We start from the raw sequence: 23088 nt of genomic DNA, 5'->3' as shown, positions 1-23088 counted from the left end.
CTTCTCTATCGGTTTTGCCGTGTCGATTATCAATGATGATGTACAGCCTGATAATCATTAAATCCTTGAATAGGCTTAGTACTCATCTCTTCTTTTGGCGCTGTTTTACCTAGATCACTTAGCTTACCAAACGATCCCCCAGCAAAAGGCAGTACTTGCGTTGCTCCATCCACTTTCACGATTTGATAAAACTGTGGCAAATTGAAGTTGATAAAGCTTGAGCCATAAGTAAAGCGATCATGAGATGAAGAGTAAAAACGGCTGACATCTTTTACTAGCTCTTCTTTACTACCTTCGCAGTGAGAATAAATCTCCACTCGATTAGCTTCATCTAAGATATAGATATTAAAGACATTATTATCCTCTGTTGTTTCAAAGAAGAACTGAATAATCCCTTCACAAGCAAAACCATCAATCACCGCGGGCAGATAACGGGCATCTTTGCCTAATTTAACGGGTAATCCATGCAATTTGTTGTATGAAATAGCACCATAAAATTCAATGGCATTCTCCAACTTTTGTACAGAAACATTAAGACGTTCAAAGAACAATCCCCATGTTTGCCCTGCAATACGTAATGCTTTAAAACGCCCTGGCTCTAATCTATTGGTTGATAAACGCAATTCAATACATTCTGAGACTAACTGTTGAACACGGGTGCGAATTAAACCACGTAGATGCTGGCTATAACAAAAAACTTCAACCGATGCAGGTGGGGCCGCATCTTGGTGCATTTTACCTAAAATAGTTTTTAACGATTCCAACATCGATTGCGTACCATTAAAATGCAGCGTTCTCACTTCATTCCAAGAGTTACGATAGAGTAAATCGATACTGCCAATTAAGCATTGCTCTTCCTCGCCAAAGCTAAATACATCCAACTTTCTAAAATCAAAATGCACCACTTGATCAGAAAAACGCTCTGTTGGGTCGACTTCTAAATTGACAATAATGGCTAAATGTCTAATTTCACAAGGGCTATACAGTGCTTTAGGCGTCGGGGCAGGTAAACGAATAGGAAAATGACTCGAGATATCCCGCACTAATTCATGAAGTTTAATTTCATCACAAGAGGAGTCACCTTGATGAATATAAACCTGTGAATCTTTAGTAAGTAACCCATTAAAATAAGACCACGCCACTAATTTATTTAAGTAACGGTTATATTCTAACGGTTGATGACCAACAATATGTGCAAAATCAGGAGCCCGATTATAAAGATACCAACCACTACGATTAGCGCGTCCCGGTGGCACATAGATAAAGGTTAAATGAGGCTCGGATAAATCAGGAGAAATCTGTGGATTAACCAGGGTTACTTTACCCGGTAGCGCTTCAAAAGCGGCATAAAGCTTACGTGTTAATACACCAATATCTTGTGGACTAGCACTGACACTTAAGTTATTACGGCGCGCAAAACGAATAAGATTACGATAGCTTTGCATCATCGTATCTAATAATTCATTATGTGCGTTACGAACGCGCTCTATTTTCCAGCTATCACGATTATCTAATATCGCTAAACGTTCGTGATCCCACTGCCACTGCGTGACTAACTGAGATAATACTTGGCGTCGCCAACCTGCAGGTTCATTCTCATTTTTTTCATTAGATAATTTTTCACAAACTTTCAGGTAGAAACAGCGACGGATTAAATCAAGGCGGGTTAAATCATTAATCGAAACTAAATAGCGGGTTACGCGCTCAAGCATCATACAATATGCATCTAAACCGTAATTTACGATTTCACCACGATGAAGATGCTGTTTCATTTCTAATGCCAACAATTTGCCATTAGGGTAATCCGCGGAATAGGCTTCCAATAAAATACTTTTTAATACGGCTTTATAAGGTGAATCAACACTCTTATAGAGTTGCCACAGGCTTGCACCAAAATACTCTTCGGCAGAAAGCTCACCTAATCCACCTAAATCAAGCCATTCATTGGGCGTTAATACACCTTGGGCATAGAGTGAATTAACATATTCATCGTAATGGTACTCTTCTTCTACTGGTACCATCGTCCATAACAAACGTTTACCTGCAAGGCGAACAGCGGTACGGTAGAACTCATCAAGTAACAGGATATGCTGAGTTGAGCCGCAATCTTCCCCACCTAAGCTACCACTTGCATGATGACGGAAGCGGTTCTCATCAATTAAGAAAAAAGTAACATCAATACCTAATTCTCCCGCCCATTGTTCGATCAGTAAACATTTACGTTGTAAACGTGCACGCTCATCTTGGTCCAGCCAAGATTGGTGACAGACCCAAATATCAATATCGGAGCAGTGACTTTGCCCAATCGAGGAAGTACTTCCCATCGAATAGATACCCGTAATAGGTAACTCTCCGCTGGTGTATCCATTCATTGGCTCATCACATGATGCATTAGTCAGCTTATTGACCCATTGACGTTGCACGTCATCAGGTTCAAAGAAACATGTACCATGAGGGACATTTCCTTGAATATAGCCTGGCAACTGAGGGTGGTGGTAATGCAGTAAAACAGGAATTAAACCATACACCTGTTTAAACACATCACTCATCGATGCAAATGCACGTTCCAGCCTGAGTTGATTAATCGCATCCAGCCGTTGCTTCAGTGTTTCAATATAAAGATACAAGAGTTTCGCCTGAACAATACTAAGAAAATAGTAGAATCTGAGTTTATAAATTACCGAGCTTTAATTATTCAATTATTAATAGATAAAACTTTACTAACAAAATCTCGGAAACGTGATCAATTTAACACCTTGCAAGCAAGGCGTAAAGAGGATCTCAAAATATAGCACCAAGATCTAAATTGCTTTTTTAGTCGCTTAATCGTATAAAGCAGAGCAAATAATGACTTTTATATCATAGAGATAGTCTATTTTACTTATAGAGAAAACATATAGAAAAAAGTGTTGATCGGCCATAAAACAGCTAAAATCGACGAGTTACCTTGTGATAACAAGTTGAAAAAAATACTTACCTTTACCTAAAAAAGAGTAAAAAAATAATAATAAACATAACCCATTGATATATAATAACTATATATAGTATTGCTTTTTTTTATGAATTATCTATAAAAATAAGTAAATAATAACAATATAAACAATAAAATTAATTAAAGACATATTCAAACTTCATCATTGTCTATTTAAATAAAATTTAAATTTTCATTATTTATTTAATTATTTTATTTCTTTTTTATTAATTAATATTTTTGTTAATTTTTTGGGTGGTTTTATATTATAGAAAAAATAGATAGAAAAGGGTCACCTTAAAATAATGGTTGTTTTATCAATGTGTTCAGAAAATTCTGTAAGTCTCTCCTTTCTCTCCTCTCACTATTGTTAAATAAATTAATTTAATGTTTAAATATTGTAAATAACCACACTTTTTATATAGATATAAAACAGTAAAAAGATAAAAATAACGATTTTTACTATTTGTAATTCCCTTTTTTATTTTTTACCTCACTAATATTGATTTAAAACCTCTTTATGTTTCATTGTTTCCTTACCACACCACGCCTTAACTGGAAAAATGAACCTTAAAGTGTTAAAACAAAGCCTTATTTATAAACAGAAATTATGCTAACTCGCTCGGAAGAGATAATAATATTATGTCAAAAAGTACCATCCGTATTGCTACACGCCAAAGCCCTCTTGCTATGTGGCAAGCGCTTTATGTTAAAGAACAACTACAAATCGCTCATCCGAGCTTAGTCGTTGAATTAGTACCGATGGTCACGAAAGGCGACATCATCTTAGATACCCCATTAGCGAAAGTGGGTGGTAAAGGGTTATTTGTCAAAGAGCTAGAACTTGCACTACTCAGCTCTCGTGCAGATATTGCCGTACATTCAATGAAAGATGTCCCCATTGATTTTCCTGAAGGTCTGGGATTGGTGACGATTTGTGAGCGAGAAGATCCCCGTGATGCCTTTGTCTCTAATCATTATGATTCATTAGAACAACTGCCAGCCGGAAGTGTCGTTGGTACCTCAAGCCTACGTCGCCAATGCCAATTAAAAGCACTGCGCCCCGATTTAATTATTCGTGATTTACGCGGTAATGTAGGAACCCGTTTAAGTAAACTCGATAATGGCGACTATGATGCTATTATTCTTGCTGTCGCGGGCTTAAAACGTCTTAAATTAACTGAGCGTATTCGTTCTTCTTTGTCTGCGGAACAATCTCTTCCTGCGGTAGGACAAGGTGCCGTTGGCATTGAGTGTCGCTTAGATGATCATGATACTCAAGCCTTATTAGCCGCCCTTAACCACGCAGATACTGCAACTTGTGTAAAAGCAGAACGTGCGATGAACACTCGCCTTGAGGGGGGGTGCCAAGTACCTATTGGTAGTTATGCAATTTGGCAAAACGACAAAATTTGGCTACGAGCATTAGTTGGCTCCCCTGATGGTAAAACTATTTTACGTGGCGAACGCTTAGTATCACCTGAAGATGCAGAGCAAGCTGGTATTTCTCTTGCCGAAGAGCTACTAGATAAAGGAGCTAGAGAGATTTTAACCGCTGTATATCAAGGTAATACAGCGATATGAGTATTTTAATCACTCGTCCTAGCCCAGCAGGAGAACAACTTACGCAACGCTTAATTGATGCGGGAAAGCATGCTTTTCATGCACCTTTAATAGAAATAGCCGCGGGTAAAGAGCTTTCCATATTAGAAAACAAATTAAATAAGCTAAGTACGGGTGATTACCTTTTTTTACTTTCTAAAAATGCGGTGTGGTACGCAAACTGGCAACTAAATCAATTACAACAATCATGGCCAGATACGCTATTCTATTATGGAATAGGTCAAAGCACCGCAGAAGAGTTTCAGCAATTAACAGGACATTCTATACGTTATCCAGAATTTGGAGAAACCAGTGAAGACCTACTGGCCTTGTCTTCACTTCAACAAATAGAAAACAAGCGAGTACTACTACTAAGAGGCAATGGTGGTCGCGAACTACTTGCCACAACATTACGTCAACGCGGTGCAATTGTTGATGAATGTGAATGTTATCAGCGTCTATTTATTGATTATGTATCTGAAGAGTTTGCGCTAAAGTGGAAAAATGCCCAAGTGGATACCTTTGTGGTCACCAGTGGCGAAATGTTGCAACAACTCTTTTATCTAGTCGCTGGATCTGAAAAAGCATGGCTGTTAGACAGTCATTTAGTGGTGGTCAGTAAACGATTAGCAACAATAGCTAGCACATTAGGCTTTAAAAAAATAACCGTTGCTGAAAGTGCCAATAATGATGCTTTATTTCATGCATTAATATAGAACTTAAATGAGACGCCGATATGACGGAACAGAAAAATACGAATGAAAATGACTTGCAGAATGGTACATCAAAGGCTGATGACGATATCCGCTATCAAGAAGTAAAACCTGTAAACAATAAGCGTTCAGGTTTGATAGGGAGTGCCGTTGCGATCCTCGTTATTCTGGCAATCGGTGGTGGTCTTTATTATTACACCACTCAACAAGCGACTAAACTAAGTACAGAAAACCAATCGCTAAAATCACAATTGGCACAATTACAACAATTGCAAGATACTTATCAACAACGTTTTGACAATATTGACAGTCAGTTTAACTCACAAAAACTCACTATTGATAAACTGCAAAATGAACGCCAAGTTACTGAGCGTCAAATCCAAAATTTACAAACGCAATTTGCTGCTATCTCAAGTGCAGATGTAAAGAGCTGGCTATTAGCGCAAGCTGATTTTATGGTAAAAATGGCGGGCCGCAAATTATGGAATGACCAAGATGTCGTCACAGCGGTAAGTTTATTAAAAGGTGCAGATAGTAGCTTAGCAGAAATGAATGACCCAAGCTTATTGGCCATCCGCCGCGCCATTAATGAAGATATTGGCAACTTAGCCGCGCTGAGCAAAATTGATAATGATGGTACTATTTTACAATTAAATCAGTTAGCTAATCAGGTTGATAACCTACGCTTATCTGGATTTGAGCGTGATGGCTCACCGATGGATAAAAATGATGAAGCCATTTCAGGCTCACTTTCTGACTGGAAGCAAAACCTCAGTAAAAGCTGGAAAAGCTTTATGGATGACTTTATTACTATCCGTCGTCGAGACAGTACCGCTATTCCACTATTAGCCCCAAACCAAGATATTTATCTGCGAGAAAATATCCGCTCTCGTTTATTAATTGCTTCTCAAGCGGTACCTCGCCATCAAACAGAGATTTATCAACAATCATTAGAAGCGGTATCTACTTGGGTACGCGCCTATTTTGATACCACCGATCCGAATACAACGGCTTTCTTAGACAGTATTAATGAGCTTGAAAAGCAGCCTATTACTCTTGCAATGCCAACAGAATTAAAAAGCCTCTCTCTGTTAGAAAAACGAGTAGAAAAGCAGATCCGTAATTTGCTGACCCAAAACGAGACATCACAGCCAGAAGCGGTTGAAGCCAAAGATGCCGAAGCTACACAAGCCCCTTATGCGGTTGATGCAGCACAAGATAGTGCAACATCAGGAACAACGACATCAACAACCGTAGCACCACAAGGAGAATAAATTTATGTTCAAGATCTTACTCCTGTTTGTGGTATTGATTGCTGGGATAATCTTTGGGCCTGTATTAGCGGGTCATCAAGGTTATGTCTTTATACAAACCGATAATTGGGATATTGAAACTAGCGTTACCAGTCTTGTGATCATGTTTGTCCTACTGCAACTGATATTGCTCTTGCTTGGCTGGTGTTATCGTCGTTTTATTGGTACAGGCTCTAAAGCCTATAGTTGGTTCTCTTTGCGCAAACGCAGCCGAGCACGTAAACAAACACGGTTAGCATTAATGAAACTTGCGGAAGGTGATTTCAAACAAGTAGAAAAGCTGATGAGCCGCAATGCCGATTATGCGGAACAACCTGTAGTAAACTATTTACTAGCAGCAGAAGCAGCACAACAACGGGGTGATGAGTTTAGAGTACAGCAACATCTGGAGCGAGCTTCTGAGCTTGCTGATACCAATCAGTTACCCGTTGATATTACCCGAGTGCGCATTTTACTGGCACAAAATGAAAACCATGCTGCTCGTACTGGGGTCGATGAATTACTCAATCAAGTGCCTCGTCATCCGGAAGTATTACGCTTAGCAGAAACTGCGTATATACGTACAGAAGCTTGGCAAGCACTACTTGATATCATCCCTTCAATGCAGAAAATAGCCCTACATACAGATGATGAATTAGAGCAATTACGTCAACAAGCCTATATTGGGCTGATGGGACAGAAGATGTCCGAAAATGGTTGTGATGGACTGAAAAATTGGTGGAAGGCACAGCCTCGTAAGATCCAACATGATAATGGACTACGATTTGTATTAGCAGAACACCTTATTGAGTGCAACGATCCGCAAACTGCGCAGACGATCATTTTAGATGGGATCAAACGTCACTATGATGAACGCCTGATCTTATTGTTACCGCGCTTAAAAAACAGCGATCCAGACTCAATTTTAAAAGTGCTTAACTCACTAATTAAACAACATGGTCCGACACCATTACTCAATAGCACCGTCGGTCAAATTGCCATGCAACAAGGGCAATGGGCACAAGCAGAAACAGCATTTCGCAATGCATTAAAGCAGCGTCCAGATGTTCATGATTTTGCGTGGTTGGCTGATGTGCTAGATAAACAGAATAAATCCGTTGAGTCAGCCAAAGTACGCAAAGATGCGCTATTAATGACGTTAAAAAAAGACTCTGTTATTTTTGACGAGCCTAAAACAAATAAAGCACTGCAATAAATACATCATTTCATTTATTGACCAAAACCCTCAAACACAAAATTGAGGGTTTTTTATTACTTTTAAAAAGCGTGTTGAACCAGTAGTACTACTTCAAGACACAAAATTAAAAATAAATAGACCCAAGCGATACGATAAAAACGATAAGGTATCCCTTTGTTATTTTGGTGTGTAAATGACAAATAATATTTTCTTGCTTGGTAAAACACCACGATATAAATCAGTGCGATCCCCTGACACAGAAAAGCAACATACTTCGCCCATGATTTTCCACCGATAATCAGCATGATCAGCGGGATCAAAAAAAACAGCAATGGGCCAAACTTATCTATCAAAAAGAGCCTTTCTTGCGCAAGATACGCTTTTTGGTTATTTATCATCGTGATACTACCCCCTATTTACCCTTGCGCTGGATAATAGCGTGATAGTGTTATCAATTCAAAAGGGATGAGATAAAAAACAGACAAAAAAACACCCGTATTAAAAAATACAGGTGCATAAAATATACAATCAGGTCTACAGACGGATGGTGCCTCACTCAACGTTTCGTCCTGTTGGTGATGAATGGTGTTTCATCGATAACGTGGACGTAGGCACCGATAATCGGCTCTGCATCATTCCTAGGTTTATGAAGTCATATGCTGTCATAAGGAGTGGAATGAGCATCTACAGGATAAGTAATGCATTTAGCGTGCCAACTTGTATTTTCCGCCAATAAAAAATTAATTCCCAAACAGCATAAAACTAACTAATTGAATTTTTTAGGCGCCTTCGCCTGTATGGCGTATTTAAAATATAAAAGATCAGAGAGCGTATTTTTATCAGGCTATTGTTAAATAAAAGAGAAAAAATAAATTTGCCAACTCGTCTCTGTTTCACGACAGTTAAGCGAACACCAGTATATAATATATAAAAATCATTGAGTTAAATGTCACCTTTTAGCGACATCAAATTTGCCATGTGTTGTTTTTTACCGACAATAAAAAATATTTCATTTAAATTCATACGGTTACATAAATCATTTAACTTTCTCATGATGCTCTTTTTATGTAGTATAAAATCAGGCGGTAATACAAATTATTAATAATCTTTAACTAATATACTTACACTGCCCTGTAAACAAATAGCCTAATGATCTCCCTTTTTAAACTAAAAGAGCCAACAACCTGCTTTAATCATGAATCATAGATAAACGGTCTATTGTGTTTAGGACAGTAGCAAAAGGACAAAAGAGAAAGGACAGAAGGAAGATACAACAATATAAATGAAATAAGACAATATCGCTGTCAATAGCTTGATAATAAATGCAAAAAAGCCTCGATATATATCGAGGCTTTTTCTTATTGGTCGGCGAGAGAGGATTCGAACCTCCGACCCACTGGTCCCAAACCAGTTGCGCTACCAGGCTGCGCTACTCGCCGTCTGAATGACTGCACTTATCTTGTTTATGGTGCGAAGGGGGGGACTTGAACCCCCACGTCCGTTAGGACACTAACACCTGAAGCTAGCGCGTCTACCAATTCCGCCACCCTCGCATAAACAAAAACTAAGATAAGATGGGGTGGCTAATGGGACTCGAACCCACGACAACTGGAATCACAATCCAGGGCTCTACCAACTGAGCTATAGCCACCATAACAGCTATCTTACTACTTCGACAACAACGCTCTTCACCGTAACTCTTAGCACGCTTTAATGGCGCGCCCGACAGGATTCGAACCTGAGACCTCTGCCTCCGGAGGGCAGCGCTCTATCCAGCTGAGCTACGGGCGCTTCACGCCGTTGCGGGAGAGGATAGTACGGATTTACGCACTGTCTGTCTAGTGCTTTTTGAAAAAAAAAGTTTGTTTGACGATAGTTTGTGCATTTCGTCGATAAATGGAGCGTTTTTACCCACTCAACGCCCCATTAGTATAATAATCAAACAATCAAGATACCAGTAAAGATTGAGATTTTTGCTATTTAACACTTATTGCCGACAAAAAATACTCACGCAACTTACAATTTATTGGAATAGTAATAACCAACAAATTTTAATAACTTAAATTGGCGCTTGATCCGACTAGGTTGTGACAGTAAACGATATAACCACTCTAGGCCTAAATTTTGCCATGCTTTTGGCGCACGCTTAACATGCCCTGTAAAAACATCGTAAGTGCCACCTACGCCCATATATAACGCGTCTGGGTGTACTTGCCGACAAGCACGAATAAATAGCTCTTGCTTAGGTGAGCCCATGGCAATGGTCACAATCTTTGCCCCAGAAGCTTTGATACGTTCAAAAAGTGCATCTCTATCTTGTGGCGTAAAGTAACCATCTTGGCTACCGACAATATTCACATTCCATTGTGCCTTTAATTTACTTTCCGTCTGCGCCAATACCTGAGGTTTGCCACCAACTAAAAAGACCGGTGTGCCTTCTTTCCCGGCACGCTCCATTAAAGCTTCCCACAAATCAGCTCCCGCAATACGAGATACTTGTGCATCAGGATATTTACGTCGAATGCCGCGAACAACACTAATGCCATCGGCGTACAAATAATCCGCTTCATCTAATAACTGATTTAGGCCTTTATCTGTTTCTGCGGTTAAGATTTTTTCTGCATTAATCGCAATTAAAGAGCCACTTTTAATTTGCGCACCTTGATAAAGATAATCCAAAAAATGCGCCATATCTTTAAATCCCCAGATATTGTGCCCACGGATGGAATACTTCGGAATTGAATTTGTATCCATTACTTTTCCTTTTGTTCTAAACGAGGTTTATTGCGCACTTGATTAATAACATAGTGACGAACTAATCCTGCACTTTCAAATAACCAATACAGGAGTTTGGCTGCAATTAAACAGGCACCAAATACTAAACAGAAAAAGACCACGCGAGACACAAACGAATCAACGCCCTCACGCGCTAAAACAATCATGTTAAAAATAGCACCAAAGCAAAATGCTTGAAGAATGGCAGATTTGTAGCGATTGTGTTCATTTAACCCCTGCTGATAGAGCCAATCAAACCACTTAATAATAAGCCCAACAACCACCGCGCCTAAGGGGATAAATACAACGCCCCCCATCACCACCAAGGAGCCAATTAACGTTGGTGAAATGGCAAGTCCTGCATGATAATTAAGCACTTCCCAAGTAAAATAGTTTGCTGAATTTAGTACGACATCTGGTCTTTGTGGCCAAACCCATGAAGGGATAAACACATAAAAATCGCGAATAATAGGTGCGAGTCCTTGAAACTCGATTTTGTCGTAATTATTCAACAATAATGCAAGATTTTCCCAAGGAGAGAAGGTATCGCGAGTCAGATATAAAAAGGTATAAAAAGCTTCGGCACCACTGACATCAAGCCCGTAACGTTTTAGTGCTAACCAAAACATACCGACAATGCTCATCACACCTGCAGCGATTAACATCCATAAGGTTATCCAACCACGTACGATGCCAATAAATAAAAATAGTGCAAACGCAATAATGATATTTGCGCGTGTTCCCCCGACGATAACATAGGTCAAAATGCCAAAGCCGACCGTCGCACAAAGGAAAAAAAGCCAACGTTGTTGTGTGGGCTTTAAGAAATAGACCACCAGCATTGCAGGAATAAAAAAATAGAAAAAGCGTTTTAGCGCCACACCTGATACTTGGCTTGAAAAAATTTGGCTATATGTTTTCAACTTAAAGAGTAAGAAACCATTTTGTAAGAAAAATATGCCCACAGTGACGATAGCAATTAACGCTAACAGTATCCAAGTTAGGTTGGTCTCTACCCGATTCATCGTAAATAACGGCCTAGAAGGCTCGCTAGAGGCTTTTCTTAGCCTTACCTTATAAGTGACATAATAAATCGCATAAAAGCTAGTAGCGGCTAATAGAGCGTGTAATAAGGCATCGACAGGAACAACTGCCACATCAAACTGAAAGACTAATAAACAAGTTAATGGAAAGCCAAAATAGAATGTCAGCAAATAAAGCATGGAAAAGAAGACATTAAAATTAAAGCGTACCCGACGAAACTCTTGGTAGGTCAGTAATAAAATAAACCCCAACGAGATAAAGTAGACAAGGGTTAACCCCCCCAATTGCGCCAATGTCATTGGGTGTCTCCTGTGCTCATCTCAATCAATTGCTTCCAACCTTGGATAAAGTTAGGTGCAAAGAAGGTGATATTCTTCCTATCCAGTAGCAATAATTGACGTTGCGCTTCTTCAATTAACGCCACATCAAGTTTATCACCAGAGAAGAAAACGGGAACACTTTGCTCTGTTAAGTCTTGCCAAAATGGATTTTGACGGCTAATCACAAAAGGGATCCCAAATTGGATCAACAGGCATAACGTACCAATACCCTGCTGACGTTGGAAAATAAAATAACCTAAATCACAGGTTTTTAAGAGTGCGAGATAATCATCAAAGGCAAGATTATGTCGTAATATCTCAACGTGTTCTGTTGGAAATAAGTTTGTCGCTGCATCAGATACTTGCTGAATATAATCCTCGTTATTAGCGGGATATCCCATAGGAATGATCACTTTTGCTTTATGACCAAATTGTTCAGCAATCGCATTTAAAGCATCGATATGGCGGTTAGATTTATCGCCTGAGTTACCTAATACAATAGTAATATGCTGAGGATCAACGGCCTTCTTTTCTGTAAGCGTCAGCGCCGGATCCATTCTTGTTGGGAAATAGAGCAAATTCGCGGGGATATTAACATTTGATTGAGCAAAATAATTTAGATCACCCCGTGTACCAAACACACGTCCAACCCGTTTTTGCGCAAGTTTACGCAATAGATAAAACAGTCTAAATTTTAATTGCTTAGCATCCTGATAAAGATCAGCACCCCAAATATGCCACCAGAACTGATGACGTTTAATTTTGCCCATCAATAAAGCAAGCCAAATAGGCGCATTAAATTGCCCCAGAAATAGAAAACGTTGTTTTCTATCTGCTTTAGCTAATGCTACCACTCTCTGCGCGACTTGTTTTTTATCCGCTAAACACTCAATCTCTAAATGAGGATAAAGTGATGATAACGAGTTATCTTTACTGGCAACGATAAAACGAGGTTTATACGTTAATGCCGCCTCAGTCACGAGGTGGTCGTTAAAAAAGCGTAACATTGTGTTGTTATGATGCACAATGTCTGAACCTAGTACGTAAATCAAAGTTGTCATTTGCGCCTGCAATAAATCACGAAAACAGAACTACAGAGAAGGAAGTAAATAATATAGGTTGCCATATAGGCTTGAGCTGCACCTAAAGCACCATGTTCAGGAATAAGCCAGCGTGAAAAAAGCGTTAATAAGGCAAATTGGCTCACTTCTGTCAGAATATAAAAACGCAAAGCAGCCTTTGCAATCACCAGATAGCCAAAAACATAAGCCCCTACTTTCAACACATCACCAACCAGTTGCCAAGCAAATAACTCTCGCATAGCGATAAATTTTTCAGAAAATAGCAACCAAATGGCAAAATCTCGCAATAACCAAACCATAAAACTAGCCACTGCCACCGCTGGCAAGACGAATTTCAGTGACTTGGTTATCTCTTTGGCTATCTCACTTTTTTGCGTTAATCGTGAAAGTGTGGGTAATAAGTAAACAGAAAATGATGCTGTAATAAATTGTAGATAAGCATCCGATATACTGCTAACCCCTTGCCAAATGCCAACATCATCCCAGCTATAATGTTCTGCTAACAAGTTACGCATCATTATATAAGCGACGGGTAAAGTGATAGAAGTCAGTAGCGCCATAATGGTAAATTTACCAAGATGACTGGCGATAGCCTTATCCCAACTTGGTTTTAATTCACTGAGAGCAAAACGCTTACGTTTTATTAAGATAACCATCGCTGGCAATAAAATCAGTGCAGGTACTAAAGCTAAGCCAATTAATGCACCATGATAACCGGCAACGAGATAACAGAGATAATAGGCAATAACACCAATTAAACTTCCCGCAATAATCGCTAAAGCGTTTCCAGATGCATCTCGATAACCTTTTAATATCGCCAGAAAATAGTTGGCATAGGCAATCCCCATCTGAATAAAGGCAACCATTCTGACAATATCTAGATATTGCAGATAGTCATCACCAAATAAAACGCGACTAATTGGTGTGGTAAAAATAAGAAATAAAATGGCAAGTAGTGTAGAAAACAGCAATATCATTGATGATGATGTACCCAACACATTTTTGCGTTGTACTGCATCATCTTGATATTGCGCAATCAATTTTGTTACACCATTAAAAATACCCGCCCCTGACAGTACACCAAGAACGGTAATTAATTGGCGGAAGTTACCCGCAAGTCCCACTCCGGAGGGACCAAAGGAGACCGCCAATAACTTTACGACCAACAGGCCAGCCCCGATTTTTATCAAGGTTGACCCAGCTGTCCAAATTGAAGCTTTAGCTAACGACATATCAAGCAAAGAAATGACGAATATGATGAATAACGGTTTGCTGCTCTTCTTCAGTCATGTTGTAGAACATCGGTAAGCGCACCAAGCGTTCACTCTCTTGTGTAGTGAAAATATCTTTACCATCAAAACGACCAAACTTCATTCCTGCAGGACTCGTATGCAGTGATACATAGTGGAATACTGTTAAGACGCCCTGTGCTTTCATATACTCATTAAAAGCCGTACGCTGCTCTATATCATTAAGTTTAATATAGAACATATGGGCATTATGCTCTAAACCGTCTGGTACAACAGGCAATGTTAACAAACCTTGTTCGGCTAACGGCGTTAATGCATCGTAATAGATTTGCCAGAATGCTAAACGACGTTCATTAATTTTATCGGCTTGTTCGAGTTGCGCCCAAAGATAAGCGGCTTGCAAATCAGACAGCAAATAGCTAGAGCCAATATCACGCCAAGTGTATTTATCAACTTGCCCACGGAAAAATTGACTACGATTGGTGCCTTTTTCACGGATCACTTCCGCACGATTAATTAAAGCCGGATCGTTAATCAGTGTTGCCCCACCTTCACCACCTGATGAATAGTTTTTCGTCTCATGAAAGCTATAGCAACCAATATGACCGATAGTTCCTAAGGCTCTGCCTTTATAAGTCGACATTACCCCTTGCGCAGCATCTTCAACGACAAACAGGTTATGCTTTTTGGCGATTGCCATAATGGTATCCATTTCACAGGCAACACCTGCGTAATGAACGGGCACTATCGCACGCGTTTTCTCCGTAATCGCCGCTTCAATTTTTGTTTCATCAAGGTTCATGGTATCTGGACGAATATCGACAAACACAATAGTCGCACCACGTAAAACAAAGGCGTTCGAAGTCGAAACAAAAGTGAAACTCGGCATAATCACTTCATCGCCGGGTTTGATATCCAGAAGGATAGCCGCCATTTCTAACGATGCTGTACAAGAAGGTGTTAACAGCGTCTTATGACAATGAAATTGTTCTTCTAACCACTTTTCACATTTTTTTGTGAAGTTGCCATCACCACAGAGCTTGCCACTTTCCATCGCCTGTTTCATATACTCTAATTCTGTGCCAACAACGGGTGGTTTATTAAACGGAATCATATTATCCCCTGTATAACCAATAAGTAGTGCTATCAATTAAAGCACCGCTTTGTGTATATAAACGCGAAGCTGCAATATTGCTAATTTGTGTTGCAACATAGAGGGTTGATAGACCTTGCTGTTGACACCAATACTTCGCCACCGACATCAGTTGCTTACCAATGCCTTGTCCTGTTCTATTGGGCATTACAGCAAGTAATCCCACTCTTGCTTCACTCTCAGAAATCCGACGTAATGTTACAAACCCTGTAACCTTATTTTCGCGATCCATCGTCAATAAACAGCTATCATCGAAAGTGCCTAAAACCGCTTTTTTTACCCATAATGCATAAAAACGGCTGCTATCACCTTCTTGATACCATGGCGCTCGAAAGCGACTTTGTACAAAAGCCGCAGAAGCCGTTGTCATTAATAATGGGATATCAGTTTCATTGGCAGTGCGAAAATGTATTTCAGCAATATTTTCACAAGCATTTTCTGTGCCAATTGGCAATTTGAAATCTATTTCACCTTCAGCGAATTGAAATCCTAATTGCATTAAGTTATCAATCAGTAGAAGATCATAGGAAGCAACTTTGGCATGAACAACCGTAAATTGCTCAAGCCTATCTTGTGTTAAAACAGGCGCTTGAGCACTAAACTCAAGACGGCCTGTATTGAGGGAGAAAAAATCGCTCTCCCACTCAAGATAATTAATATTGGCGAGGACGGACATGTAATAAATCCAATAGATAGCGGCCATAACCTGTTTTGGCGAGTGATTTTGCGCTTTCTCTAACTTGTTCGTCAGTTAACCAACCATTACGCCAAGCGATCTCTTCCAGACACGCCACTTTAAAACCTTGACGTTTTTCAACGGTTTGTACAAAAGTACTGGCTTCAATTAAACTATCGTGAGTCCCCGTATCTAACCAAGCAAAACCGCGTCCCAATAGCTCCACATTAAGCTCACCACACTCAAGATACATCTGATTAATCGAGGTTATCTCAAGCTCACCACGAACAGAAGGTTTCACCTTTTTCGCAAAATCAACCACGCGGTTATCATAGAAATAAAGCCCAGTGACCGCCCAATTCGATTTAGGCTGTTGAGGTTTTTCTTCTATTGACAGCACTTTGAAATCATCATCAAATTCAACAACACCGAAGCGCTCCGGATCCATCACTTGATAACCAAATACTGTTGCGCCCCGCTGACGTTGAGCAACTTGTTTTAGTTTGGGGCTAAACCCTTGACCAAAATAGATATTATCGCCTAAGACTAAACAACAGTGCTCATCACCAATAAACTCATCCCCTAAAATAAAGGCTTGAGCTAAGCCATCAGGAGATGGCTGAACTTTATATTGCAGATGGACACCAAATGCAGAGCCATCACCCAATAAACGTTGAAATGAAGTGAGATCATCAGGAGTGGTGATAATCAAAATATCACGAATTCCCGCTAACATAAGTACTGAGAGCGGATAATAGATCATGGGTTTATCATAGATAGGTAACAGCTGTTTCGATACCCCTTTCGTTATCGGATGTAAGCGTGTACCAGAGCCACCCGCTAAAATAATACCTTTCATCATTTATCCTTCACGTAATCAATCACCCAGTCCTAAACGCTCTCCTGCATAAGAGCCATCTAGTACTCGTTGCCACCAAGTTTGGTTATTTAAATACCACAATACCGTCTTACGAATACCTGACTCAAAGGTCTCTTGTGGTTTCCAACCTAACTCTGCTGCAATTTTAGCGGCATCAATAGCATAGCGTAGATCGTGACCCGGTCTGTCTTTTACATGGGTAATTAAATCAACATATTTCGCCACACCAGCAGGTTTATTAGGATGCAACTCTTCGAGCAATTCACAAATAGTTGTCACTACATCAATATTACGGCGTTCATTATGACCACCAATATTATATGTTTTACCCGGTTGAGCCGTTGTTGCCACTAAATACAATGCACGGGCATGATCTTCAACATAGAGCCAATCGCGAATTTGTTCACCTTTGCCATAAACAGGCAGTGGTTTTCCTGAAATTGCATTCAAAATAATCAGCGGGATTAATTTCTCAGGAAAATGATAAGGGCCATAGTTATTTGAACAATTGGTGATCAATGTTGGCAAGCCATAGGTACGCAACCATGCTCGTACAAGGTGGTCACTGGATGCTTTAGAAGCTGAATAAGGGCTACTTGGTGCATAAGGTGTCGTTTCAGTAAAGAAATCATCCGTTCCTTCTAAATCGCCATACACTTCATCAGTTGAAATATGGTGGAAACGAAATGCCGCTTTTTTATCTTCAGGTAATACTGACCAGAAATGACGTGCAGCTTCTAATAAGGTGTAAGTACCAACAATATTAGTTTCAATAAACGCTGCAGGCCCATCAATAGAGCGGTCAACATGGCTTTCCGCGGCTAAATGCATCACGATATCTGGTTGATATTGCGCAAATAGACTATCAAGTGCAGCGAGATCGCAAATATCAACCTGTTCAAACGCGTAACGTTCACTGTTTGCCACTGGGGCAAGTGACTCTAAATTTCCCGCGTAAGTCAGTTTATCTACCACGACGACACTGTCATTGGTGTTATCAATAATATGTCTAACAACTGCGGAGCCGATAAAACCGGCGCCACCTGTGACTAAAATACGTCTCAACGCCATACTCCTTTTGTATCGACAATCCATTTTTGGGTAACTTGGCTACCAGGTATCGCTTTAAACTGTTGATGGTCGACTAACATTAAAACAATATCCGCCTCTTTTAATGCCTGCTCTGTAGAGACTAATTCAGTGATACCTTTTAATTTAGTCGGTAATTCATGAATATTTGGCTCCACAGCAAATGTTTTCCCACTATGCCAGTTAGCAACTTGTTGGGTGATATTCATTGCTGGACTTTCACGTAAATCGTCAATATTAGGTTTAAAGGCTAAACCAAAGCAGGCAATTTTGATCTCGTTAGCACGTTTACCGGTTTCAGTTAAACAATCCGCCACAGCGGCTTTAACTTGATCGATAACCCATACAGGTTTGCCATCATTGACCAAACGGGCAGTATGAATTAAGCGTGATTGTTTAGGATTTTGAGACACGATAAACCAAGGATCAACGGCAATACAGTGTCCACCGACACCAGGACCCGGCTGTAAAATATTCACGCGAGGATGACGATTAGCCAAACTAATTAGCTCCCACACATTAATATCTTGGTCGGCACAAATCAGGGATAACTCATTAGCAAATGCAATATTCACATCACGGAAGCTATTTTCTGTTAGCTTACACATCTCTGCAGTACGGGCATTAGTGATAACACATTCACCTTCAAGGAAAATTTTGTATAACTCGCTGGCACGCTCTGATGATTTACGGTTCATGCCCCCCACAACACGGTCATTGCGGATAAGTTCAACCATCACTTGTCCTGGCAATACACGCTCAGGGCAATAAGCGATATCAATATCGGCATTTTCACCTTGTTGATGTGGGAAAGTTAAATCCTCACGTGCCTGCGCAAGCCACTGTGACATTTGTTCTGTTGTTCCAACGGGTGAGGTTGATTCTAAAATAATCAAATCACCTTTCTTAAGTACAGGTGCTATTGAACGCGCAGCGGCTTCAACATAAGCCAGATCAGGTTCATGTTCGCCTTTAAAGGGGGTTGGAACTGCAATAAGGTAAGCGTCTGCGGGTTGTGGTGTGGTATAGGCTTTTAAATGCCCTTCTTCAACAGCTTGTTTTACCACTTTATCCAGATCAGGTTCAACGATGTGAATTTGACCTTTATTAATGGTATCAACAGCGTGTTGGTTAACATCCACACCAATAACACTTTTTTTACGAGAGGCAAAAGCTGCCGCTGTTGGTAATCCAATGTAGCCGAGGCCGATAACAGAAATAGTTTCAAAACTCATAATGTCACCTGATTATTTTTCAATGCTTCAAGAATACGTTGGCAGGCATGACCATCACCATAAGGATTTGTTGCTTTACTCATTTGGTGATATGCGTTTTCGTCTGTCAATAAAGAGGTTACTTCGCTAACAATACGTTTAGTATCTGTACCCACTAAACGCACAGAACCGGCTTCAACTGCTTCAGGGCGCTCTGTTGTATCGCGCATAACAAGAACAGGTTTACCTAATGAAGGCGCCTCTTCTTGAATACCACCTGAATCAGTTAAAATAAGGTAAGCGTGGTTCATTAAATAAACAAAAGGCAGGTAATCTTGCGGTTGAATTAATTTAATATTATTAATTCCATGCAGAATACGCTTTACGGGTTCACTTACATTAGGATTCAAGTGAACAGGATAGACAACTTCAACATCGGGGTGAGCCAATGCAATCTCTGCTAATGCTTGGCAAATGCGCTCAAAACCACCCCCAAAGCTTTCTCTGCGATGTCCCGTAACTAAGATCATCTTTCTTTCTGGCTGAATAAAGGGATATTGCACAGCAAGTTCATCGAGCAGGGTTTGATTTCCCATCACTCGCTCGCTAACCCAAAATAGCGCATCAATAACGGTATTGCCGGTAACAAAAATATTTTTATCCGCAACCGCTTCTCGCACCAGATTTAACTTTGCAGTTTCAGTGGGAGCAAAATGGTACATCGCCAAATGGCCGGCAATTGTCCGATTCGCTTCTTCTGGCCAAGGAGAATAGAGATTACCGGTACGTAATCCCGCTTCAACATGACCGACGGGGATTTGTTGATAAAAAGCAGCAAGGCTTGCCGCCATGGTGGTGGTTGTATCACCATGTACTAACACAACATCAGGTTGAAATGACGCTAGAACAGGTTTTAAACCTTCTAAAATGCGACAGGTTATATCTGTTAAATCTTGTCCTGGTTTCATAATATTGAGATCATAATCTGGTTTGATCTCGAAAAGATTTAATACCTGATCAAGCATTTCTCGATGTTGGGCCGTAACACAAACTTTCGCCTCAAACGAATCATCATTTGCTAAAGCGTGCACTAAAGGTGCCATTTTGATCGCTTCAGGGCGTGTGCCAAAAACAGTCAACACTTTCACAGTGGCTCTCTTTTTTCTTTGTTATATTGCTTATTTTTGGGAAAGCAATATGCCCTTATTCTCAGGGGCATCAGGTGAAAATACACCTGATGTCTCGTTATTATTAAAATGATAAAAAGGTAATAATGATTATTTTTTTAATGAACTACGTCTGACTAATGCCACACCCGCGCCCACTAAAACACCAATAGCACCCCAAAGCACCATCATAAAGGCACGGCGAGGACTATCTCGTTTCACAGGATCTTCAGGTGTACGTAAGAAACGGTAAGTTTGGAAGTTATCTTGTAATTTAGCACCTACCGCGAGGGTGGATAACATTGCCGTATTTTGATCATAATCACTATCAAAATCTGGTCCTGTTGCCATTAATGTTTCTAACTGTGATTGCAATAAAGGCACGCCGAGTAGAAACAGCTTCGAATCCGGTAATTCATCTATCGCAATCGAGGTCTGTTTTTGAGAAATACCTTGTTTCTCAGCAACTTTAATCGATTGTTTGAGTAAATTAATTTGTCGTTGATAAGCAGCTTGAGCGGCCATTTCTTGGCGTTTCACTAAGGCTTTCATCGATTGTGTTCGAGTTGCCCATGCGGCAATCACTTCTTCATTTAGATGCTCTGCGGCACGTTTATTCGCAAAAGCGATATATTCATTGAGCAGTTGACTCGAATCGTTGGCCGTTTCAGCAATGAGTTTCAATTGATCATTAACCAATTTCTTCTCATCAGCCGGTGTAAATTGAATATTATTGATGAGCTCATCTAATAATGCCGCGTCTGCTTGCGCATCATTTTCTTTACGTTGTTTGTAATAATCCGTTTGCAGCCAAAACTCACGTCGTGTATCAAAAGCTGAAATCTGTGTTACAAACTCTTGATAAGCTTCATCAGGGATACTTAACTGAGAAACAGTCACAGACGGATTAATTTGCGTATCAAGATTACGTAAGAACTGAGACTGAGAATAATAACTACCTAAATTATTCACAGTAGGTCTCTCTGTCATCGCAATAGCGCTCCATTTAGGTTGCATCAAGTAAGATGCCCCTAATGCAATCAGCGCAAAAAGCAGCGCGAACCCTATTATCCAGCGTTTTCCTGACCATAGTGCACAACAAAGACCTCGAATATCGAGTTCATTATCGGGTGAAAACCCCTGTCGGGAGACGTTATTTTCCGAGTTCATCACGTTAAAAGACCTCTGCTTATTTAATGCTTAAGTTGTGTCGCTTTACGTAGGCGACGTTTATATCGTTTAATAAAACGAGCGACTCGCCACGCGCGTTTAATGCAATAACCGTACATAACAAAAGCAAGCAAAAACAATGCCAACATTACCCATTCTGGTACAAAAGATAAGTTTTCACCAATAATACCAATAGCGGCCAACACCGCGGCTGCAAGCGTGATCAAAACAAAAGCTTGGCGAGGGGTAAAACCTGCTCGCATAATTAAATGGTGGATATGTTGACGGTCTGGTGAAAAAGGACTCATTCCTTTACGTAAACGGCGGTACATAATTGCCACCATATCCATAAGAGGAATAGCAATGATCCATAATGCAGTAACCGCATTGATTGGATGAGGATCAACTTGAGTAGAGGAAATTAATAGCCAAATAATAGTAAAGCCTATTAGCGTACTTCCCGCATCGCCCATAAAGACTTTAAATTTTTTACCACAAACACCAAGGTTTAACATGATATAAGGTAAAATCGCGGCAATAAATGAGAAGCACCAAAACGCAAGTGCAGAGCTTCCACTTTGGTAAAGTAAAATACCCAGCGCACCAAACGAAACGCAAGAAAGACCGCCTAATAAACCATCAATACCATCCACCATATTAAAGGCATTGATTGCAGCCCAAACAGCAAATAGCGTGACGATATAACCAAAAGGCCCTAAATGCATATCCCAAGGCCCAAAAGCATGACCAAGTGATTCAAGTTTTAAACCACCGAATACCATCATAGCAATACCCACTAACGCTTGGATAGTTGCCCTGATTTTGACACTGATATCATAACGATCATCAAGCGCACCGATAAAAACAAGTATCCCCGCACAAATCAAATACAGCTCTTTGTGAGGAATGTAGATATCTGAAACATAAAAAGCGAAAACAATACCAAAATAGACTGAAATCCCACCTACAAGGGGGATCAACCCATGATGTCGTTTACGATAGTTAGGTTTATCTACGAGTCCAATCTTCTTTGCCACCTTACGAGCTACAAATAGGAAAGCGAAAGAAAATAGGAACACGTAAAAAACATTTGTGCTCATTTTTAGTATATCCACAGTACTGTTCTCTATAATAAATATAGCTGGTTATTTACCCATCCATGTGTTTTTTATTCTTTCTCCAGCTTGTACCACGACGAGTTTACTCAGTAACCCACCACCCTTTATCAATAATAAATTTTCCTTAACTATTTTTATTGATGTTATCGCTATTTTTATTAAAACTATAAATATGCAATATACATACCAAATTATCATTTTGCGATGATAATAAAAGACCTAAGTCCAATGTAAAAAAAACGCCACTGACTTGTGGCGTTTTTATCATATCGTTAATTACACAAAGTAAATGAGTTTAACAACCTCTAAATTGGTGTGATATCACTTATTTTTCTATCATCAACACAATTTTTTCTTTTTTTGTTGTCTCTCTCA

General features: G+C 39.9%; 18 protein-coding genes and 4 tRNA genes. 4 read left to right on the top strand and 18 right to left on the bottom strand.

Annotated elements, in window-relative coordinates:
* Positions 1–29: 29 nt before the first annotated feature.
* On the bottom strand, positions 30–2627 hold the full coding sequence (locus tag HMPREF3129_RS12665) for a class I adenylate cyclase (RefSeq protein ID WP_004246330.1): 2598 nt from the start codon (positions 2625–2627) through the stop codon (positions 30–32).
* A gap of 986 nt (positions 2628–3613) precedes the next feature.
* Between HMPREF3129_RS12665 and hemC the strand changes: the two genes are divergently transcribed.
* The 4 genes from hemC to hemY are packed head-to-tail and all read left to right on the top strand — an operon-like array spanning position 3614 to position 7794.
* Complete coding sequence (hemC, locus tag HMPREF3129_RS12660; RefSeq protein ID WP_036919576.1) at positions 3614–4555, top strand: hydroxymethylbilane synthase; 942 nt, start codon at positions 3614–3616, stop codon at positions 4553–4555.
* Positions 4552–5289: a uroporphyrinogen-III synthase gene (gene hemD / locus HMPREF3129_RS12655; protein WP_004246332.1), complete on the top strand. Its 738-nt coding sequence runs from the start codon at positions 4552–4554 to the stop codon at positions 5287–5289. The genes hemC and hemD overlap by 4 nt, the downstream gene beginning before the upstream one ends.
* Positions 5290–5309: 20 nt before the next feature.
* Complete coding sequence (hemX, locus tag HMPREF3129_RS12650; RefSeq protein WP_004246333.1) at positions 5310–6560, top strand: uroporphyrinogen-III C-methyltransferase; 1251 nt, start codon at positions 5310–5312, stop codon at positions 6558–6560.
* 4 nt (positions 6561–6564) lie between these two features.
* Positions 6565–7794 (top strand): protoheme IX biogenesis protein HemY, encoded by a 1230-nt coding sequence (hemY, locus tag HMPREF3129_RS12645; protein ID WP_004246334.1) that lies wholly within the window; start codon positions 6565–6567, stop codon positions 7792–7794.
* Between the two features lie 62 nt (positions 7795–7856).
* On the opposite strand, the gene HMPREF3129_RS12640 is transcribed toward hemY, so the two are convergent.
* The 17 genes from HMPREF3129_RS12640 to wecA form a co-directional block, all read right to left on the bottom strand.
* Entirely contained in the window at positions 7857–8174 is a 318-nt protein-coding gene (locus HMPREF3129_RS12640; protein ID WP_004246335.1) for a hypothetical protein, read from the bottom strand.
* A 964-nt stretch (positions 8175–9138) separates the two neighbouring features.
* Positions 9139–9215, bottom strand: a tRNA-Pro gene (locus HMPREF3129_RS12635).
* Positions 9216–9242: 27 nt separating this feature from the next.
* Positions 9243–9329: transfer RNA gene (locus HMPREF3129_RS12630), tRNA-Leu, on the bottom strand.
* 22 nt (positions 9330–9351) lie between these two features.
* Positions 9352–9427: transfer RNA gene (locus tag HMPREF3129_RS12625), tRNA-His, on the bottom strand.
* 63 nt (positions 9428–9490) lie between these two features.
* Positions 9491–9567 (bottom strand) — tRNA-Arg (locus HMPREF3129_RS12620).
* Positions 9568–9792: 225 nt separating this feature from the next.
* Positions 9793–10530 carry a lipopolysaccharide N-acetylmannosaminouronosyltransferase gene (wecG, locus tag HMPREF3129_RS12615; protein ID WP_004246339.1) on the bottom strand — a complete coding sequence of 246 codons (738 nt, stop codon included), beginning with the start codon at positions 10528–10530 and terminating at the stop codon, positions 9793–9795.
* Positions 10530–11894, bottom strand: a complete 1365-nt coding sequence (wzyE, locus tag HMPREF3129_RS12610) for an ECA oligosaccharide polymerase (protein WP_004246340.1) — start codon at positions 11892–11894, stop codon at positions 10530–10532. The genes wecG and wzyE overlap by 1 nt, the downstream gene beginning before the upstream one ends.
* A complete protein-coding gene (locus HMPREF3129_RS12605) occupies positions 11891–12976 on the bottom strand; it encodes a TDP-N-acetylfucosamine:lipid II N-acetylfucosaminyltransferase (RefSeq protein ID WP_004249664.1) in 1086 nt (361 codons plus the stop codon). The genes wzyE and HMPREF3129_RS12605 overlap by 4 nt, the downstream gene beginning before the upstream one ends.
* Complete coding sequence (wzxE, locus tag HMPREF3129_RS12600; RefSeq protein WP_004246342.1) at positions 12973–14229, bottom strand: lipid III flippase WzxE; 1257 nt, start codon at positions 14227–14229, stop codon at positions 12973–12975. Before wzxE ends, HMPREF3129_RS12605 begins: the two co-directional genes overlap by 4 nt.
* A gap of 1 nt (position 14230) precedes the next feature.
* Positions 14231–15361 (bottom strand): dTDP-4-amino-4,6-dideoxygalactose transaminase, encoded by a 1131-nt coding sequence (rffA, locus tag HMPREF3129_RS12595; protein ID WP_036919573.1) that lies wholly within the window; start codon positions 15359–15361, stop codon positions 14231–14233.
* Position 15362: 1 nt separating this feature from the next.
* Complete coding sequence (rffC, locus tag HMPREF3129_RS12590) at positions 15363–16076, bottom strand: dTDP-4-amino-4,6-dideoxy-D-galactose acyltransferase (protein WP_036919570.1); 714 nt, start codon at positions 16074–16076, stop codon at positions 15363–15365.
* Positions 16054–16935, bottom strand: a complete 882-nt coding sequence (rfbA, locus tag HMPREF3129_RS12585) for a glucose-1-phosphate thymidylyltransferase RfbA (RefSeq protein ID WP_004249667.1) — start codon at positions 16933–16935, stop codon at positions 16054–16056. Before rfbA ends, rffC begins: the two co-directional genes overlap by 23 nt.
* 18 nt (positions 16936–16953) lie before the next feature.
* Complete coding sequence (gene rffG / locus HMPREF3129_RS12580; protein ID WP_175437871.1) at positions 16954–18027, bottom strand: dTDP-glucose 4,6-dehydratase; 1074 nt, start codon at positions 18025–18027, stop codon at positions 16954–16956.
* The gene (wecC, locus tag HMPREF3129_RS12575; protein ID WP_004246348.1) at positions 18018–19280 is read right to left on the bottom strand and encodes a UDP-N-acetyl-D-mannosamine dehydrogenase; all 1263 of its coding nucleotides are present in this window, start codon (positions 19278–19280) and stop codon (positions 18018–18020) included. The genes rffG and wecC overlap by 10 nt, the downstream gene beginning before the upstream one ends.
* On the bottom strand, positions 19277–20407 hold the full coding sequence (wecB, locus tag HMPREF3129_RS12570; protein WP_004246349.1) for a non-hydrolyzing UDP-N-acetylglucosamine 2-epimerase: 1131 nt from the start codon (positions 20405–20407) through the stop codon (positions 19277–19279). The genes wecC and wecB overlap by 4 nt, the downstream gene beginning before the upstream one ends.
* Positions 20408–20536: 129 nt before the next feature.
* Positions 20537–21595, bottom strand: a complete 1059-nt coding sequence (wzzE, locus tag HMPREF3129_RS12565) for an ECA polysaccharide chain length modulation protein (RefSeq protein ID WP_004249670.1) — start codon at positions 21593–21595, stop codon at positions 20537–20539.
* Between the two features lie 23 nt (positions 21596–21618).
* Positions 21619–22710, bottom strand: coding sequence for a UDP-N-acetylglucosamine--undecaprenyl-phosphate N-acetylglucosaminephosphotransferase (wecA, locus tag HMPREF3129_RS12560; protein WP_004246352.1), 1092 nt, complete (start codon positions 22708–22710; stop codon positions 21619–21621).
* Positions 22711–23088: the final 378 nt, after the last annotated feature.

The sequence above is a fragment of the Proteus sp. HMSC14B05 genome, from assembly GCF_001808035.1.
Lineage (GTDB): Bacteria > Pseudomonadota > Gammaproteobacteria > Enterobacterales > Enterobacteriaceae > Proteus > Proteus mirabilis.
Note: the sequence above shows the minus strand (reverse complement) of the source record. Positions and strands in the feature narration are given on the sequence as shown.

Bases quoted from the DNA above. Each gene is read 5' to 3' on its own strand.
- wzxE (WP_004246342.1), bottom strand. From the start codon at position 14,229: ATGTCGTTAGCTAAAGCTTCAATTTGGACAGCTGGGTCAACCTTGATA.
- rffC (WP_036919570.1), bottom strand. From the start codon at position 16,076: ATGTCCGTCCTCGCCAATATTAATTATCTTGAGTGGGAGAGCGATTTT.
- wzzE (WP_004249670.1), bottom strand. From the start codon at position 21,595: ATGAACTCGGAAAATAACGTCTCCCGACAGGGGTTTTCACCCGATAAT.
- hemX (WP_004246333.1), top strand. From the start codon at position 5,310: ATGACGGAACAGAAAAATACGAATGAAAATGACTTGCAGAATGGTACA.
- hemY (WP_004246334.1), top strand. From the start codon at position 6,565: ATGTTCAAGATCTTACTCCTGTTTGTGGTATTGATTGCTGGGATAATC.
- wzyE (WP_004246340.1), bottom strand. From the start codon at position 11,894: ATGACATTGGCGCAATTGGGGGGGTTAACCCTTGTCTACTTTATCTCG.
- rfbA (WP_004249667.1), bottom strand. From the start codon at position 16,935: ATGAAAGGTATTATTTTAGCGGGTGGCTCTGGTACACGCTTACATCCG.
- HMPREF3129_RS12640 (WP_004246335.1), bottom strand. From the start codon at position 8,174: ATGATAAATAACCAAAAAGCGTATCTTGCGCAAGAAAGGCTCTTTTTG.
- hemD (WP_004246332.1), top strand. From the start codon at position 4,552: ATGAGTATTTTAATCACTCGTCCTAGCCCAGCAGGAGAACAACTTACG.
- HMPREF3129_RS12605 (WP_004249664.1), bottom strand. From the start codon at position 12,976: ATGACAACTTTGATTTACGTACTAGGTTCAGACATTGTGCATCATAAC.
- rffG (WP_175437871.1), bottom strand. From the start codon at position 18,027: ATGGCGTTGAGACGTATTTTAGTCACAGGTGGCGCCGGTTTTATCGGC.
- wecC (WP_004246348.1), bottom strand. From the start codon at position 19,280: ATGAGTTTTGAAACTATTTCTGTTATCGGCCTCGGCTACATTGGATTA.
- hemC (WP_036919576.1), top strand. From the start codon at position 3,614: ATGTCAAAAAGTACCATCCGTATTGCTACACGCCAAAGCCCTCTTGCT.
- rffA (WP_036919573.1), bottom strand. From the start codon at position 15,361: ATGATTCCGTTTAATAAACCACCCGTTGTTGGCACAGAATTAGAGTAT.
- wecG (WP_004246339.1), bottom strand. From the start codon at position 10,530: ATGGATACAAATTCAATTCCGAAGTATTCCATCCGTGGGCACAATATC.